The organism is Halomonas sp. JS92-SW72 (assembly GCF_003547075.1).
Classification (GTDB): Bacteria; Pseudomonadota; Gammaproteobacteria; order Pseudomonadales; family Halomonadaceae; genus Halomonas; species Halomonas alkalicola.
In genome coordinates this window covers 379,898-394,227 of the sequence record NZ_CP032147.1, presented here as the reverse complement: position 1 = coordinate 394,227, position 14,330 = coordinate 379,898, and the positions used below count along the sequence as shown (strand labels likewise).

Sequence of the window (14,330 nt, the reverse complement as noted above, 5' to 3'; positions counted from 1 at the left end):
AGTCTCCGGCCGAGCCGTGCCCGGCGTGTTCCAGGCCGAGCGCTCTCGGCGTCGTCTTTGTCGGTCCGCGGCGTGGCGTCAGCACCACACCAGGTCGGGCGGAAGAGAGGTGGTCTTGATCAGGCGGGCGTTGGGCATGTCGTTGTCCAGCGCCTTGCGACGGGCGACCGCCTCGTCCAGGCCGATCTCCCGCCAGCGTTCGATCAGGCGACGCTCGAGGACCTCGTCTTCCACCTCGAGCATCACACTCAGGTCGAAGAGGCCGGCAAGCGAGCGCCAGGGCGCCTGATCGAGCAGCAGGTAGTTGCCCTCGACGATGACGATGCGGTGTTCGAAGGTGACCCGGCGGGCAGCGGCCCGGGCCAGGTCCAGGGGACGGTCGAACACCGGCACCGCCACCTCCGCATCGGCGCGCCGGATTCGCTCGAGGTCGACCCTGAGCCCCTCGACATCGAAGGTGTACGGCGCTCCCTTGACCGGCAGAAGGGCCTCGCCGAGCAGCGCGTTGTCGAAGTGGTAGCCGTCCATGGGGACCACCACCACCTGTCCCGGCAGGGGGTGCTCCAGCGCCCGGAAGAGCTGCTCCGATCGGTAGGACTTGCCGGCGCCGGGCGGCCCGGCCAGGGCCACCAGCAGGCGCTCGCGCCCCTCCAGGGCGGCCAGGATCCGCCAGGTCACCTCGTCCAGGGTGTCGGCGCGGGGGATGGACGTCATCTCGGCACTCCTCGTGATTGTCGTGCGGTGGCGTGGCGATCCAGCGGGGGACACGCCATGAAGAAGGGCGGGCCGGGCTCAGCTCATCCAGTTGCCGCCGTCGACGTTGAGCGTCTGGGCGACGACATAGTCGCTGTCGTCGCAGGCCAGGAAGACCGCAGGACCGGCGTAGTCCTCGGGTCGCCCCATGCGCCCATAGGGTACCGCCTCGCCCACCAGGCGTTTCTTCTCGCCAAGGGGGCGATTCTCGAAACGGGCGAAGAGGGCGTCGACCTCCTCCCACATGGGGGTATCCACTACCCCGGGAGCGATGGCATTGACGCGGATGCCGTGGCGGATCAGGTCCAGGGCACAGGACTGGGTCAGGCTGATCACCGCCGCCTTGGTGGCGCAGTAGACGCTCACCAGGGCCTCGCCGCGGCGCCCTGCCTGGGAGGCCATGTTGATGATCGCCCCGCCCCGGCCGCGCTCCACCATGGACCTGGCCACCGCCTGCAGGGTGAAGAAGAGCCCCCTGACGTTGATATCGAACTGGCGGTCATAGCTCGCCTCGGTCACCTCCAGCACCGGCGCCATGTCGAAGACGGCGGCGTTGTTGACCAGGATATCGATGCCTCCGAAGCACTCGGTGACGCTGGCCACCAGAGCGTCGATCTGGGCACGGTCGCAGACGTCCAGGCGTACCCCCATCAGCCGCTCGGCGACATGCCCCTCCCCTTCGAGCGCGGCCAGCGCCTCGTCGATGGCCGCAGGGTCGATATCGGCCACCACCACGCTGGCCCCCTCGTCCAGGTAGGCCCGAGCGATGGCCAGGCCAATGCCACGGGCTCCGCCGGTGACGACGCTGGTCTTGTTCTCGAGTTTCATGAGTCGTGTCTCGCTTGGCTGAGATGATGGGGAGGGCAGCCCGATTGCCGCGCCACTCCCACCAGGGCCGGCAGCTCCTGCATGTGCGCGATGACGCGCCAGGCCCCGGCGGCGGCCAGGCGCTCGGCCTGGCCCGGCTGGATGTGGCTGGCGCCGGTGAAGCCGATCACCGTCATGCCGGCGGCGTGAGCGGCAGTGACCCCGGAAACGCTGTCCTCCACCACCAGGCAGCGCGCGGGCGCCACCCCCAGAGTCGCGGCGGCCAGGCGGTAGAGGGCAGGGTCCGGCTTGGGCCGAGCCACCTGCTCGGCGGTGAAGATCGGCGCTCCGTCGAGCCGGAGAGCGAGCCCGGTGGTGGCAAGCGAAGCCAGCACGCGCCGACGCCGGCTGTTGGAAACCACGGCCTTGGGCAGGTCGATAGCCTCGATGGCCGCAGCCACACCCGGGATCGCCTGCAGTTCCAGGGCCAATCGCGCCTCGATGGTGTCATCCACTCGCTCGGTGGCCGCGGGCGGCAGACGATGCATGCTCAGCCCCTGCAGATGAGCAAGGATATTGGCGGTGGTCATTCCCAGGGCCTGGCTGAGTTCGGCGTCGATATCAAGGTCCGGCAGCCACTCGCCGATGAGCGCCACCAGGGTCCCCTCGGCGATCGCCTCGCTGTCCACCAGCACGCCATCGCAGTCGAAGATCAGGGTGTCCATGCCTGCCCCCTAGACGCTGCTGGCGTCAGTCGCGGAACGGTTGTCCTGACGGCGCAGTCCGGCCAGGGGGTGTCGCTCCAGGCTCGGCAACGCCATACCTTGCCCGTCGAAGAGATGGACCCGATGGGGCTCGAAGCCGAAGCGCACTCGTTCATGTACCCGGTGTGCCACATCACCATCGGCCATCAGGGTAATCAGGTCATCACCCATCTTCAGATAGAGAGAGGTCTGGCCACCGAGGCGCTCGATGACCTGAATCTCTCCCTCCAGCGGGCCGGCCGCGTCGAGCACCAGATGCTCGGGGCGGATGCCAAACTCCAGAGAGGAGTCGCTGGCAACTTCAGCACCGTTGACCGGCACCCGACAGCGCCCCCCACCGGGTAGCGTGACCTCGACGCCCTGCGCGTTCACGCCACTCAGCGAGACCGGCAGGAAATTCATCTTCGGCGAACCGATAAAGCCAGCCACGAAGCGATTGCAGGGATGGTGGTAGAGCTCCATCGGCGAGCCCACCTGCTCCACCACCCCCCCGTGCAGCACGACGATCTTGTCGGCCATGGTCATGGCCTCGATCTGATCGTGGGTGACATAGATCATGGTGGCGTCGAGCTCCTCGTGGAGCCGCGCCAGCTCGATTCGCATCTGCACCCGCAGAGCCGCATCCAGGTTGGAAAGCGGCTCGTCAAACAGGAAGATGCTGGGGTTGCGCACGATGGCGCGGCCGATGGCTACCCGCTGGCGCTGACCGCCGGAAAGCGCCTTGGGTTTGCGGTCGAGCAGCGGCTCGAGCTGCAGGATACTGGCCGCCTCTCGCACCTTCTCTCTACGTGCCTGCTTGCCGACGCCCGCCAGACGCAGGCTGAAGCCCATGTTGTCCTCGACGGTCATATGCGGATAGAGGGCATAGCTCTGGAACACCATGGCCAGACCACGATCGGCGGGCCCAACCTCGTTGATGCGCTGGCCATCGAGGACCAGGTCTCCGGAGGTGGCGCTCTCCAGGCCAGCGATGACCCTCAGCAATGTCGACTTGCCGCAGCCGGAGGGGCCGACGAAGACCACGAACTCCTTGTCATTTACCTCAAGGTCGATGCCCTTGAGGACGTCGGTATCGCCGAAGCTCTTGGTGACCTGATTGAGTTGGAGTGTTGCCATGAGAAGGCTCCTTGATTACTTGACGGCACCGAAGGTGAGGCCGCGGACCATCTGCTTCTGGGTCATCCATCCGAGGATCAGGATAGGAGCGACGGCCATGGTCGAGGCGGCCGACAGCTTGGCCCAGAAGAGGCCTTCAGGACTCGAGAAGGAGGCGATGTAGGCGGTCAGGGGGGCCGCACGGGACGAGGTGAGATTGAGGCTCCAGAACGCCTCGTTCCAGCTCAGGATCACCGACAGCAGACCAGTGGAGGCAATGCCCGGCAGGGTCAGGGGGATGAGCAGGAAGCCCACTTCCTGCATTGTACTGGCCCCGTCCATGCGGCCTGCCTCGAGGATGTCCTTGGGAAGATCCTTGAAGAAGGTGTAGAGCATCCAGATAACGATCGGCAGATTCATGAGCGTGTAGATGATCATCAGGCCGAGGCGCGTATCCAGCATGCCCAGGTCGCGGAAGATCAGGTAGATCGGCACCAGCACACCTACCGGTGGCAGCATCTTGGTGGAAAGCATCCACAGCAGGGTGCCCTTGGTGCGCTTGGTGGGCAGGAAGGCCATTGAGTAGGCCGCCGGAATACCGATCAACAGCGCCACAAGGGTCGAGCCGATGGAGACATGGACGCTGTTCCAGGCAAAGCGGAAATAGTCGGCGCGCGCGTGCACCGCCTCGTAGCTCTCCAGGGTCGGCGTGAAGAAGAGCGTCGGCGTGGCGATGGCCTGCGCCTCGGTCTTGAAGCCGGTGAGCACCATCCAAAGGATCGGAAAGAAGATGATGAAGGTGATAGTCCAGGCGAGCAGCGCCAGCCAGAGGCGTTTGTGGCGCGCCAGGGTCCCCGCCAGGCCTTGGCTGCCCAGCACCTGCTGGGTAGCGGGCATCGCAGTCGTGGCCTGCATGGTGGTAGGTGTCTTGTTGAACATCTTGTGACCTCGTTGCGTGTGCCGCGGCGCGGATTAGTCTTCCAGGTTCCTGGCGACCATGCGGATCAGGAAGATCGCCACGATATTGGCCAGGATGATGGCGATGACCCCGCCAGCGGAGGCTCCACCCACGTCGAATTCCAGCAGCGCGCGGATATAGATCAGGTAGGCCAGATTGGTAGTGGCCAGCCCGGGGCCGCCCGAGGTGGTGACGAAGATCTCGGCGAAGATGGTCAGCAGGAAGATCATCTGGATCATGACCACCACGCTGATAGCCCGCTTGAGGTGCGGCAGCGTGATGAAGAAGAACACCGCAACAGGACCCGCCCCATCCATGCGCGCCGCCTCGACCTGGTCGTCGTCAAGGGATTGCAGCGCAGTGAGCAGGATCAGCAGGGCGAAGGGCAGCCACTGCCAGGAGACGATGATGATGATCGACAGCAGCGGATAGGAGGAGAACCAGTCGATGGCCGGCAGGCCGAACAGACCGGTGAACCAGGCCAGCACGCCGTTGACCGGATGCATCATCATGTTCTGCCACACCAGGGCACTGACGGTGGGCATGATGAAGAAGGGCGAGATGGCCAACACCCGGGCGACCCCTCGGCCGAGGAACTCCTGCTGATAGAGCACCGCCAGCAGGGTGCCACCGATCACCGAGATCGCCAGGACCGATCCCACCAGCACCAGGGTGGTGCCCATGGCCGTCCAGAGTGCGGGGTCGGTGAGCAGGTACTGATAGTTTTCCAGGCCGGCGAACTGCTCCATGCCGGGCATCAACAGGTTGTAGCGCTGGAAGGAGAACCACAGGGTCATCCCCAGAGGGATCAACATCCAGATCAGGAGGAGCGTGACGGCCGGTGCCTGCAGTGACAGGGAGCGCAGGCCACCGACAGTACGTCCGGAGGCTCGAGTCGTCATGGGAGTTACCACTTGAAATCGGGGAGAAAGGGGCCAGCCGGCATGGCCGGCCGCCCCTGTCGCTCGGCTCAGTCGAAGTAGCCGGCCTGACGCATGGTGCGCTCGGCACTGCGCTGGGCATTATCCAGCGCCTGCTGGACCGACATCTGGCCGGTCAGAGCGGCGGCCACCATCTGCCCCACCTGGGTGCCGATGGCCTGGAACTCCGGAATGCCGGCAAACTGCACGCCCACATAGGGGCTCGGTTCCAGGGTCGAGTCGGTGGGGTCGGCGTTCTGCATCGCTTCCAGCACGAAGCTGGCGAAGGGCGCCGCCTCGATGTAGCGCTCATCCTCGTAGGTGGACGTCCGAGTGCCTGGCGGCACGCTGGTCCAGCCTTCACGCTCGCCTACCATCTCGATGTAGTCGCGCGAGGTCGCCCAGGTGATGAACTGCCGGGCAGCGTCCTGCTGCTCGGAAGATGCCGGAATGGCCAGGGCCCAGGACCACAGCCAGTGGGAGCCCTTGGGAGTTACGGCGACCGGCGCCTGGGAAAAGCCCAGCACGTCCGCAACGGAGGACTCGCGCGCATCGTAGATGCGACCTGCTGCCGAGGTGGCATCGACCCACATCGCGCAGCGGCCGCTGGAGAAAAGCGCCTGGTTCTCGTTGAAGCCGTTTGAGCTGGCGCCGGGCGGGCCGTAGTTGCCGAGCAGATCGACATAAAAGGAAATCGCCTCTTGCCACTCGGGCGAATTTATCTGCGGCTGCCAGTCCATGTCGAACCAGCGCCCGCCGAAGGTATTCACCAGGGTCGAGACAAACGCCATGTTCTCTCCCCAACCTGGCTTTCCGCGCAGGCAGATGCCGTAGGTCCCGTTGGCCGGATCATGGATCTGGCTGGCCCACTCGCGTGCCTCTTCCCAGGTTGGCTGGTCCGGCATCTCGATGCCGTGCTGCTCGAAGAGGTCGGTGCGGTAGAAGAGCATCGAGCTCTCGCCGTAGAAGGGCAACGCGTGAAGGGTGCCGTCGTGTGAGAGGCCCTCGCGCACCGGCTTGAGAAGGTCATCGATCTCGTACTCGGCGGGCAGGTCGGTCAGCGGCACCAGCCAGTCTCGCTCGGCCCAGAAGGGCACCTCATAGGTACCGATGGTCATGACGTCGAACTGGCCACCGCCGGTTGCGATATCGGTGGTCAGCCGCTGACGCAGCACGTTTTCTTCGAGGATGACCCAATCGACGCTGATGCCGGGATGGGCCTGCTCGAACTCGCGGGTCAAGCTTTGCATGATCACCATGTCATTGTTATTGACCGTGGCGACGGTGATCTCGGTCTGGGCATGGGCCGGAGAGGCGGCAGCAATGGCGGCTGCCAGGGTGGCCAGCGGCAGGGCTCGGGTGAGCTTCATGAGGGGCTCCTTTGGGATCTCGCATTATTATCTGTTGTCGCGAACTGATCATTTTGATCATTGATCAATCAAATGATCGGACGGCAGCCCAAAAAAAGCAAAGCCGATGCACCTAGACTTTGGTCGGAGCAAGAGGATGGCTAGAGTGATGGCGTCCTCACGGAGCCCGCTCAACAATGAAGCGGGCCGCCACCTCGTCGGTGACCAGTCCCTTGAGCCAGCCGCCACGAAGTGCCGCGAGAATCGCCGGTGCCTTGCCGCTTCCGCCGGCCAACGCCACCAGCGACTGTCCAGCCAGCATCTCCAGCGGCAGGCTGGTCACTCGGCGAGTGATGGTACAGTCAATGACCCGGCCATCGCGATCCATGGGCCAGCCCAGCAGCTCGCCCACCGCTTCTCTGCCCAGCAGTTCGTCCAGCTCGCCCTCGGAGATGAATTGGTCCTGGAAGAGGGTAGCCTGGCGGTCGATCTTGCCGATGCCGATGTAGGCGGTCTCGGCCTGGCGAGCCACCTCGGCGACGGACTGGAACAGCCGCTGCTGCTGCATGGCCTCCTTCTCCTCCACCGTGCCCGCCACCACCGGGGCCGGCAGCAGGAAACGCTCGCCCCCGGTCTTGTCGGCCAGCACCATCACGCCATCGTAGCGGTTGGAGGAGCCATCCCGAGCCACGTTGCCCACCAGGGAAACGAAGCGGTGCTGGGGGCGCTCCAGTCGGCTGACCGCCTCCACCGTGGCTCTTACCGACCGCCCGGTACCCAGTGCCAGGGTCAGAGGAGCGCTGCGCTCCACCAGCCGAGCAATACGCTCTGCGCCGGCTACGGCCAGGTAGTGAGCGGCCCCATCAGCAGCGTCCGGTTCGGCTGGCACCACATCGCAGAAGTCCAGACCGAAGCGCTGTCGGATGGCGCTGGACATCGCCATGCAGGCCGCCACCGGATGGTCGATGTGTACCTTGACCAGCCCCTCCTGGCGCGCAAGCGCCAGCAGGCGCTGTACGCCGGGACGCGACACCCCCAGCTGCTGGGCAATCTCGTCCTGGGTCATGCCGCCAACGAAGGACATCCAGGCAGCACGTGCCGCCTGATCCAGCTTTACCTCGAACTTGTCCACGGTGGTGTCCTTAGGCAGAACCGAAGTAGCGCTCGCGATCCTCGGGGGTGATGTCGCTGACGTGCAGCGGAAACAGCTGATCGCGGCGGTCGGCGTAGAAGTGGCGCAGAGTGCGCTCGATGGTGGGAAAGGCGAGCTCCTCCCAGGGGATCTCGTGCTCCTCGAACAGCGCCACCTCCAGGCTCTCGGGGCCGGGGCCGAAGCCGCCGGTGAGATCGGCCCGGAAGATCATGTAGACCTGGTTGATGTGGGGCAGGTTGATCAGGGTGTAGAGCCCGTGGATATCGACCTCGGCGCAGGCCTCCTCGCGGGTCTCCCGGGCGGCCGCCTCCACGGTGGTCTCGGCGTTTTCCATGTAGCCCGCCGGCAGGGTCCAGTACCCCTTGCGCGGGGCGATGGCGCGGCGGCACAGCAGCACCCGGGTGCCGCTCACCGGCAGGGTGCCGGCCACGATGCGCGGGTTCTGGTAGTGGACGGTGCCGCACTCGTCGCACAGGTGGCGGGGGCGGTCATCCCCCTCGGGAATCGCGAAGCGCACGGTGTGGCCGCAGTGGCTGCAGAAGTTCATGGGGCTCCCGGGCAGGCTGGCGGGCTTGACGCCGCTCTCGAGGGACGGGTAGAAGGAATCAAACCCGATGGAAACCCCATGTTAGAGAATCTTCGCGAACGCCTGCAAGCGCACCGCCCCCGGCGGTCACTGCTGCGGCTGCCGGAGGCGGCGGTGCTGATGCCCATCGTCGACCGCCCCGAGCCGACCCTGCTGCTCACCCGCCGCGCCGCCCACCTCAACACCCACAGTGGCCAGGTGGCCTTCCCCGGCGGCAAGCGCGAGGCGGGCGACCCTGACCTGCTGACCACCGCCCTGCGCGAGTCCCATGAGGAGATCGCCCTGCCCCCCTACCGGGTGGAGCTGCTCGGCCGGCTGTCGGACGTGGTCTCGCTGCACGGCCTGCGCGTCACCCCCTACGTGGGGCTGATTCCACCGGACCTGCCGCTGACCCCCGACCCCACGGAGCTCGACGCCATCTTCGAGGTGCCCCTCGCCCACTTCCTGGAGGATCGCCGCCACCATACCGACGTCATCCCCATGGACGGCCGGCCCCTCTATGTGCCCAACTACCATGTGGAAGGCCAGGTGATCTGGGGCCTCTCGGCGATGATGCTGGTGGAACTGCTGGCCGAGGGGTTCGGCTGCCCGGTGAGCCTGGACAGGAAGCCCCCCGGCCGGCTCTGCTACTTTCCCGACCGCCTGCTGCGCATCCAGCAGCAGGCGAGCCGCTGACCCGTTCGCCCCAGGAGACCACGACACTGAGCCTGACCCTCCCCTCTGCCCTGCCCCCCGCGCTGGTCCCCGAGGCCCTGCCCCGCCTGATCGATGCCCTGGTGGAACAGGGCTGGTACCTGGGCGAGGGGGTGCTGGACGCCGACCTGTGCGCGGAGCTTCATGCCGAACTCACCGCCCTGGCCGAACGCGACGCCCTGGAGGCCGCCGGCATCGGCCGCGGCCAGGAGCTTCAGCTGCGTCGCGATATCCGCGGCGACGCCATCCACTGGCTCGACCGCGAGAGCCTCGCCCAGCGCCGCTACCTGGAGGCCATGGGCGAGGTGCAGCAGGCGCTGAACCGGGCACTGTTCCTGGGGCTGTTCGAGTACGAGGCGCACTTCGCCCACTACCCGCCCGGCGCCTTCTACCGCCGGCACCTGGACAGCTTCCGCGGCCGCGCCAACCGGGTGGTCTCCACCGTGGGCTACCTCAACCCCGACTGGCCCGAGGACGGCGGCGGCGAGATGGTGCTCTACGCCCCCGACGAGCCCGAGCGCGAGGTGGCCCGGGTGCGGCCCAGCGCCGGCACCTTCGCCTGCTTCCTCGCCGAGAGCGTGCCCCACGAGGTGCTGCCGACCCGCCTGCCGCGGGCCAGCATCGCCGGCTGGTTCCGGCGCAACGCCTCCCTGGGCGGCCGGGTGGACCCGGCGCGCTGATGACGGGGCAAGGTGACAGGCCCGAGGGGCTGGCGGCGCGCTGCGCCGAGCTGGAGGCAGAGAACCGGCGGCTCAGGGACCAGCTGCAGCCGCTCCAGGACGAGCGCGACCACTACCAGTGGCTGGCCGAGAGCACCACCGACCTGATCAGCCGGCACGCCCGGGACGGCACCTTCCTCTACGCCTCCCGCGCCGCCCGGGACCTGCTCGGCTATGAGCCCGAGGAGCTGATCGGCGTCTCCGCCTACGACCTCTTCCACCCGGCGGACCTGGCCGACCTGCTCAACAAGTCGCCGCGGATCTACTACCACAAGGGGTTCTACCAGCAGACCTACCGCTTCCGCGCCAAGGACGGCCGCTACGTCTGGTTCGAGACCACCAGCCGCACCCGCCGCGACCCCGCCACCGGCGAGCTGATCGACATCCTCAGCGTCTCCCGCGACGTGGGCCGGCGCCTGCGCGCCGAGGCCAATCGCGAACGCCTCGCCCGGGTCGTGGAATCCACCACCGACCACGTGCTGTTCATGGATGAGCACGAGCGGCTCTTCTACGCCAACGAGGCCGCCCGGCGCCTGCTGCGCCTGCCCCGGGAGGGCGGCGAGGCCCGCCTGGCGGACGCCTACGGCGAGGAGTCGCTGGCCGAGCTGCGCGATATCGTGCTCCCCGCGGTGGCCCGCTATGGCTCCTGGAGCGGCGAGCTGGCAATGCGCGGCCCCGACGGACCGGTGCCGGTGCTCAGCGTGGTGATGGCCCATCGGGGCCTGGGCAGCGAGCCGGGCCACGTGTCGCTGCTCAACCGCGATATCGGGCTGCGCAAGGCCGCCGAGACCCAGGCCCGCCGCCACCAGGAGCAGATCGCCCACGCCAACCGTCTGGCCACCACCGGCGAGCTCGCCTCCAACATCGCCCACGAGCTCAACCAACCCCTGGGAGCCATCGCCAACTACGCCAACGGCGCCCTGCTCAAGCTCGACGCCGACCCCGACCTGCCGGCCGAGGCGCTGCGCCTACCGCTCTCGCGGATCAGCGACCAGGTGGCCCGCCTGGCCGAACGCCTGCGGCATATTCGCGCCTTCGTGCGCAAGGGGCAGACCCGGCCGCGGCCGGCAGTCCTGCTGGAGGTGGTGGACGCCGCCTGCCGGCTCTGCGAGTGGCAGTTCCAGCAGGCCGGCATCGCGCTGGAGCATCACCTGCCCGAGACCCTGCCGCGGGTCATCGTCGACCCGGTGGCCCTGGAGCAGGTGCTGGTCAACCTGCTGCTCAACGCCCTGGAGGCGAGCCGTGACCACCCCGGCGCCGAACGGGTCAGTCTGCGCGCCCGTCAGAGCGGTCGCCGTGAGGTCACCCTCACGGTCAGCGACCAGGGGCCCGGGGTGCCGGCCGATGAGGCCGAGCGCATCTTCGCGCCCTTCCACTCCGGTCGACCGGAGGGGCTCGGCATGGGGCTCGCCATCAGCCACTCGCTGATGGAGGCGATGGGGGGCGACCTGCGCCTCCTGCCCGCCGACGGTTCCGGCGGCGCCACCTTTGCCGCTACACTGCTGGCCGAACCCGCTCCCCTGGCTGCCGCGAGACACCCGTGACCGACACTCCCAACGCCTGCATCGCCGTCGTCGACGACGACCAGGACCTGCGCGAGTCGCTGGCCTGGCTGCTCGACTCCGTGGGCCTGGCCAGCCGCGCCTTCGCCGACGGCGAGGCCTTCCTGGCCGCCGACCCTGACGCCTTCGACGTCGTACTGCTGGATGTGCGCATGCCGGACCTCTCCGGCCTGCAGGTCCAGCAGCGCCTGAACGAGCGCGGCGACGAGCTCCCGGTGATCTTCATGACCGGCCACGGCGACGTGCCCATGGCGGTGGCGGCCCTCAAGGCCGGTGCCCTGGACTTCATCGAGAAGCCCTTCAACCACCAGCAGCTGATCGATACCGTGCAGCAGGCGCGGCAGGCCCACCAGCGGCAGCGCCGGGAGCGGGAGCGCCACGACGATCTGCAGGCGAGCTACGCGGCGCTGCGCCCCAAGGAGCGGCAGATCCTGGTGCACGTGGCGGAAGGGATGACCAGCCGCGAGGTCGCCGAGCACCTGGGGATCAGCGCCAAGACCGTGGAGGTCTATCGGCTGCGCGCCATGAAGGCGCTGGGGGCGTCGAGCCTCGCCGAGCTGGTGCGGCTCTGCGTGGCGCTGGAGCTGGTGAAGGCGCTGCCTGACCGGGGTCAAGTCGACGCCGATTGATGCCCGCCGAGGCATCCCGGCGCCTTGTCGCGGCCGCCGAGCCGGGCGATGATCCGGGCATCACCCTGGCTCACGGTCTTCCCATGCGACGTCTCGCCCTGCTGCTCGGCTTCTGGCTGCTGCTTGCCTTCTCGGCAGGCGGGCAGCTGCTGGCCGGGCCCCCGGGGATGCCCACCCAGGCCACGCCCGACCCGTCGGCCGTCGCGACCTCGAGCCATGCGCATGCGGTCCATGCCCCCAGGGCCAGTACACCGACCGAACGGCTTGCCGACTGTCCGGACGAGGCTCACGGCGCCGAGTGCCTGGCCGCCGGCCACTGCCTGAGCGGAACCGCCGGCCGCTTCAGCCTGGCAAACGCCCCCGCCGAGGCCACCTGCCCGCCGCCGCCCGGGCGGCGGCACCTCCCGGCTCCCTGCGACCGCCTCGAACGCCCTCCCAGAACCGTCTGATTCCGCTGCCTTGCTCGAGCCGCCATGACGGCTCGTCCCTCACGGATATCAGGAGATTCTCCATGTCAGCCTTCGTCTCGCCCAAGCGCTCCCTGCGCCACCTGCCCCTCGTCCTGCTTGCCGCCCTGGCCCTCGCCGGCCCCCTTCATGCCCATGACGACCACGGCGATCACGCCCATGCGCCAGCCCATGACCACGGCAATCATGCCCATGCGCCAGCCCATGACCACGGCAATCATGCCCATGCGCCCGCCCCTGACAACGACCATGGCGATCACGCCCACGCGCCGGCCCCTGCCAACGACCATGGCGATCACGCCCACGCACCGGCCCCTGCCAACGACCATGGCGACCATGCCCATGGCCACGGCGACCACGCCCATGGCGATCACGGCCGCCAGGCCCCGCAGGAGTGGCTCGAGCGGGAGAGCCCCCTGCCACCCAGCGCCGACAACCTGGCTGTCGGGCAGGAGGCGTATCAGCGCTACTGCGCCGCCTGTCATGGCGAGAGAGGACGCGGAGACGGTGTCGCCGCCGGCGTGGCCGGCTTCGTGCCGATACCCACCGACCTCGCCCAGCATGGCGCCGGTCACGCGGCCGGGGAATACGCCTGGCTGGTCAAGGCGGGCAACCCCGACAGCGCCATGCCACGCTTTGCCGGCAAGCTCGGCGAGGAGGAGACCTGGGCCGTGGTGCTCTATATCCGTCATGTCCTGGCGGCCGACGCGGATGGCAACGGGACCGGCGGCCATCGCCACTGACGAGAACGGGCGCCCGAGGGCGCCCGCTCCGTGAGCCTGGCTCGCGTCAATCGTCGCTGAACGCCAGCTCCTCGAAGAGGCCGTTCAGCGCCGGCGCCTCGTCGGGCGCAGGCTCGGGGGGAGGCTCGAGGGCCACCAGCTGGCCGGTGGGCGATTCGAGCAGGTCACGCAGCTGCTCGTAGTCGAAGGTCACGCCGTCGGCATTGCCCGCGTTGAGACGGGAGATGGTGTCAATCAGTGCCGACATGCCGTGCTCCTGTTCCTCCAGGGGCTTGAAGACCTGCACCAGCGGCTGGCCGTCCCGCCAGCCCACCTTGATCGGCTGGTCGATGATGTTGACCCGGGTGCCCACCGGCACGTTGCTGAACACCGACTCGACGTCCTCGGGGAACATGCGGATGCAGCCGCGGCTGGCGCGCATGCCGATGCCGTCCGGCTCATTGGTGCCGTGGATCAGGTAGCCGGGAATATCGAGCAGGATGGCGTGGCGCCCCAGCGGGTTGTCGGGGCCGGGCGGCACCACGGCCGGCGCCGGCTCGCCGCGGGCGGCGGCTTCCTCGCGCATGGAGCGCGGAGGATACCAGGCCGGGTCCTCCAGGCGCATGGTGGTCTTGGTGACCCCCAGCGGGGTGTCATAGCCCTCGCGGCCGATGCCGATCGGATAGGTCTCGACCCTCGGGGTCTCGCCGTTGCGCACCTCGGGGAAATAGTAGAGGCGCAGCTCGGCAATGTTGATCACCACCCCGGTGCGCTCGGCATCGGGCAGGATGAAGGCGCCGGGAATCGTCACCTCGGTGCCCTCGCCCGGAATCCAGATGCTCACGTCGGGATTGGCACTGATGATCTCCTCGTAGCCGACGCCGTGCTCGCGGGCGATATCCATCAGGGTGTGCTCGTGGTCCTCCACCGTAACGGTGTAGGCCTCGCCGATCACGTTGCCCGACTCGGGCAGCGGAAAGTGGCCGCGGGGCCACTCGCGCTCCTCATCGGCCTGAACGGCACCGCTCAACGCCAGCATACCGGCCAGAAGCACGCTCATGGCCATGGCCGACCACGTCCGGGGCTCGCCCCGCCAGCCTGGCTTGTATCTCGATATTGCCATCTATATCACCTCGTCAAGGCATCCACGGCC

Annotated in this window: 16 protein-coding genes; 6 read left to right on the top strand and 10 right to left on the bottom strand. The window is 67.9% G+C overall.

Going from position 1 to position 14,330, the window contains the following annotated elements; all coding sequences use genetic code 11:
* Positions 1-78: 78 nt before the first annotated feature.
* From D1793_RS01860 to D1793_RS01820, 9 genes are all read right to left on the bottom strand, one after another.
* Positions 79-714: a nucleoside/nucleotide kinase family protein gene (locus tag D1793_RS01860; protein WP_119020633.1), complete on the bottom strand. Its 636-nt coding sequence runs from the start codon at positions 712-714 to the stop codon at positions 79-81.
* Positions 715-792: 78 nt separating this feature from the next.
* Complete coding sequence (locus D1793_RS01855; protein WP_119020632.1) at positions 793-1,581, bottom strand: L-iditol 2-dehydrogenase; 789 nt, start codon at positions 1,579-1,581, stop codon at positions 793-795.
* On the bottom strand, positions 1,578-2,285 hold the full coding sequence (locus D1793_RS01850) for an HAD family hydrolase (RefSeq protein WP_119020631.1): 708 nt from the start codon (positions 2,283-2,285) through the stop codon (positions 1,578-1,580). Before D1793_RS01850 ends, D1793_RS01855 begins: the two co-directional genes overlap by 4 nt.
* Positions 2,286-2,294: 9 nt before the next feature.
* The gene (gene ugpC / locus D1793_RS01845) at positions 2,295-3,440 is read right to left on the bottom strand and encodes a sn-glycerol-3-phosphate ABC transporter ATP-binding protein UgpC (protein ID WP_119020630.1); all 1,146 of its coding nucleotides are present in this window, start codon (positions 3,438-3,440) and stop codon (positions 2,295-2,297) included.
* Between the two features lie 15 nt (positions 3,441-3,455).
* Positions 3,456-4,316 carry a carbohydrate ABC transporter permease gene (locus tag D1793_RS01840; RefSeq protein ID WP_119023536.1) on the bottom strand — a complete coding sequence of 287 codons (861 nt, stop codon included), beginning with the start codon at positions 4,314-4,316 and terminating at the stop codon, positions 3,456-3,458.
* Positions 4,317-4,391: 75 nt separating this feature from the next.
* Positions 4,392-5,279, bottom strand: coding sequence for a sugar ABC transporter permease (locus tag D1793_RS01835; RefSeq protein WP_119020629.1), 888 nt, complete (start codon positions 5,277-5,279; stop codon positions 4,392-4,394).
* A 68-nt stretch (positions 5,280-5,347) separates the two neighbouring features.
* Positions 5,348-6,667, bottom strand: a complete 1,320-nt coding sequence (locus D1793_RS01830; RefSeq protein WP_119020628.1) for a sugar ABC transporter substrate-binding protein — start codon at positions 6,665-6,667, stop codon at positions 5,348-5,350.
* 157 nt (positions 6,668-6,824) lie between these two features.
* Entirely contained in the window at positions 6,825-7,778 is a 954-nt protein-coding gene (locus D1793_RS01825; RefSeq protein WP_119020627.1) for a sugar-binding transcriptional regulator, read from the bottom strand.
* Between the two features lie 10 nt (positions 7,779-7,788).
* Complete coding sequence (locus D1793_RS01820) at positions 7,789-8,346, bottom strand: NUDIX hydrolase (protein ID WP_119020626.1); 558 nt, start codon at positions 8,344-8,346, stop codon at positions 7,789-7,791.
* A gap of 78 nt (positions 8,347-8,424) precedes the next feature.
* Here D1793_RS01820 and D1793_RS01815 point away from each other — a divergent pair, with 78 nt between their 5' ends.
* From D1793_RS01815 to D1793_RS19990, 6 genes are all read left to right on the top strand, one after another.
* Entirely contained in the window at positions 8,425-9,060 is a 636-nt protein-coding gene (locus D1793_RS01815) for a CoA pyrophosphatase (protein WP_119020625.1), read from the top strand.
* 32 nt (positions 9,061-9,092) lie between these two features.
* Positions 9,093-9,758, top strand: coding sequence for a 2OG-Fe(II) oxygenase (locus D1793_RS01810; protein ID WP_119020624.1), 666 nt, complete (start codon positions 9,093-9,095; stop codon positions 9,756-9,758).
* Positions 9,758-11,341: an ATP-binding protein gene (locus D1793_RS19995; protein WP_119020623.1), complete on the top strand. Its 1,584-nt coding sequence runs from the start codon at positions 9,758-9,760 to the stop codon at positions 11,339-11,341. The genes D1793_RS01810 and D1793_RS19995 overlap by 1 nt, the downstream gene beginning before the upstream one ends.
* Positions 11,338-11,988 (top strand): sigma-70 family RNA polymerase sigma factor, encoded by a 651-nt coding sequence (locus D1793_RS01800; RefSeq protein ID WP_119020622.1) that lies wholly within the window; start codon positions 11,338-11,340, stop codon positions 11,986-11,988. The genes D1793_RS19995 and D1793_RS01800 overlap by 4 nt, the downstream gene beginning before the upstream one ends.
* Before the next feature lie 83 nt (positions 11,989-12,071).
* Entirely contained in the window at positions 12,072-12,437 is a 366-nt protein-coding gene (locus D1793_RS01795) for a hypothetical protein (RefSeq protein WP_162899877.1), read from the top strand.
* Positions 12,438-12,499: 62 nt separating this feature from the next.
* On the top strand, positions 12,500-13,198 hold the full coding sequence (locus D1793_RS19990; RefSeq protein ID WP_119020620.1) for a c-type cytochrome: 699 nt from the start codon (positions 12,500-12,502) through the stop codon (positions 13,196-13,198).
* A 46-nt stretch (positions 13,199-13,244) separates the two neighbouring features.
* On the opposite strand, the gene D1793_RS01785 is transcribed toward D1793_RS19990, so the two are convergent.
* The gene (locus tag D1793_RS01785) at positions 13,245-14,237 is read right to left on the bottom strand and encodes a L,D-transpeptidase family protein (RefSeq protein WP_240407753.1); all 993 of its coding nucleotides are present in this window, start codon (positions 14,235-14,237) and stop codon (positions 13,245-13,247) included.
* Between the last annotated feature and the right edge of the window lie 93 nt (positions 14,238-14,330).

Bases quoted from the DNA above. Each gene is read 5' to 3' on its own strand.
- D1793_RS01850 (WP_119020631.1), bottom strand. From the start codon at position 2,285: ATGGACACCCTGATCTTCGACTGCGATGGCGTGCTGGTGGACAGCGAG.
- D1793_RS19990 (WP_119020620.1), top strand. From the start codon at position 12,500: ATGTCAGCCTTCGTCTCGCCCAAGCGCTCCCTGCGCCACCTGCCCCTC.
- D1793_RS19995 (WP_119020623.1), top strand. From the start codon at position 9,758: ATGACGGGGCAAGGTGACAGGCCCGAGGGGCTGGCGGCGCGCTGCGCC.
- D1793_RS01835 (WP_119020629.1), bottom strand. From the start codon at position 5,279: ATGACGACTCGAGCCTCCGGACGTACTGTCGGTGGCCTGCGCTCCCTG.
- D1793_RS01860 (WP_119020633.1), bottom strand. From the start codon at position 714: ATGACGTCCATCCCCCGCGCCGACACCCTGGACGAGGTGACCTGGCGG.
- D1793_RS01840 (WP_119023536.1), bottom strand. From the start codon at position 4,316: ATGCCCGCTACCCAGCAGGTGCTGGGCAGCCAAGGCCTGGCGGGGACC.
- D1793_RS01830 (WP_119020628.1), bottom strand. From the start codon at position 6,667: ATGAAGCTCACCCGAGCCCTGCCGCTGGCCACCCTGGCAGCCGCCATT.
- D1793_RS01785 (WP_240407753.1), bottom strand. From the start codon at position 14,237: ATGAGCGTGCTTCTGGCCGGTATGCTGGCGTTGAGCGGTGCCGTTCAG.
- D1793_RS01820 (WP_119020626.1), bottom strand. From the start codon at position 8,346: ATGAACTTCTGCAGCCACTGCGGCCACACCGTGCGCTTCGCGATTCCC.
- ugpC (WP_119020630.1), bottom strand. From the start codon at position 3,440: ATGGCAACACTCCAACTCAATCAGGTCACCAAGAGCTTCGGCGATACC.
- D1793_RS01855 (WP_119020632.1), bottom strand. From the start codon at position 1,581: ATGAAACTCGAGAACAAGACCAGCGTCGTCACCGGCGGAGCCCGTGGC.
- D1793_RS01795 (WP_162899877.1), top strand. From the start codon at position 12,072: ATGCGACGTCTCGCCCTGCTGCTCGGCTTCTGGCTGCTGCTTGCCTTC.
- D1793_RS01815 (WP_119020625.1), top strand. From the start codon at position 8,425: ATGTTAGAGAATCTTCGCGAACGCCTGCAAGCGCACCGCCCCCGGCGG.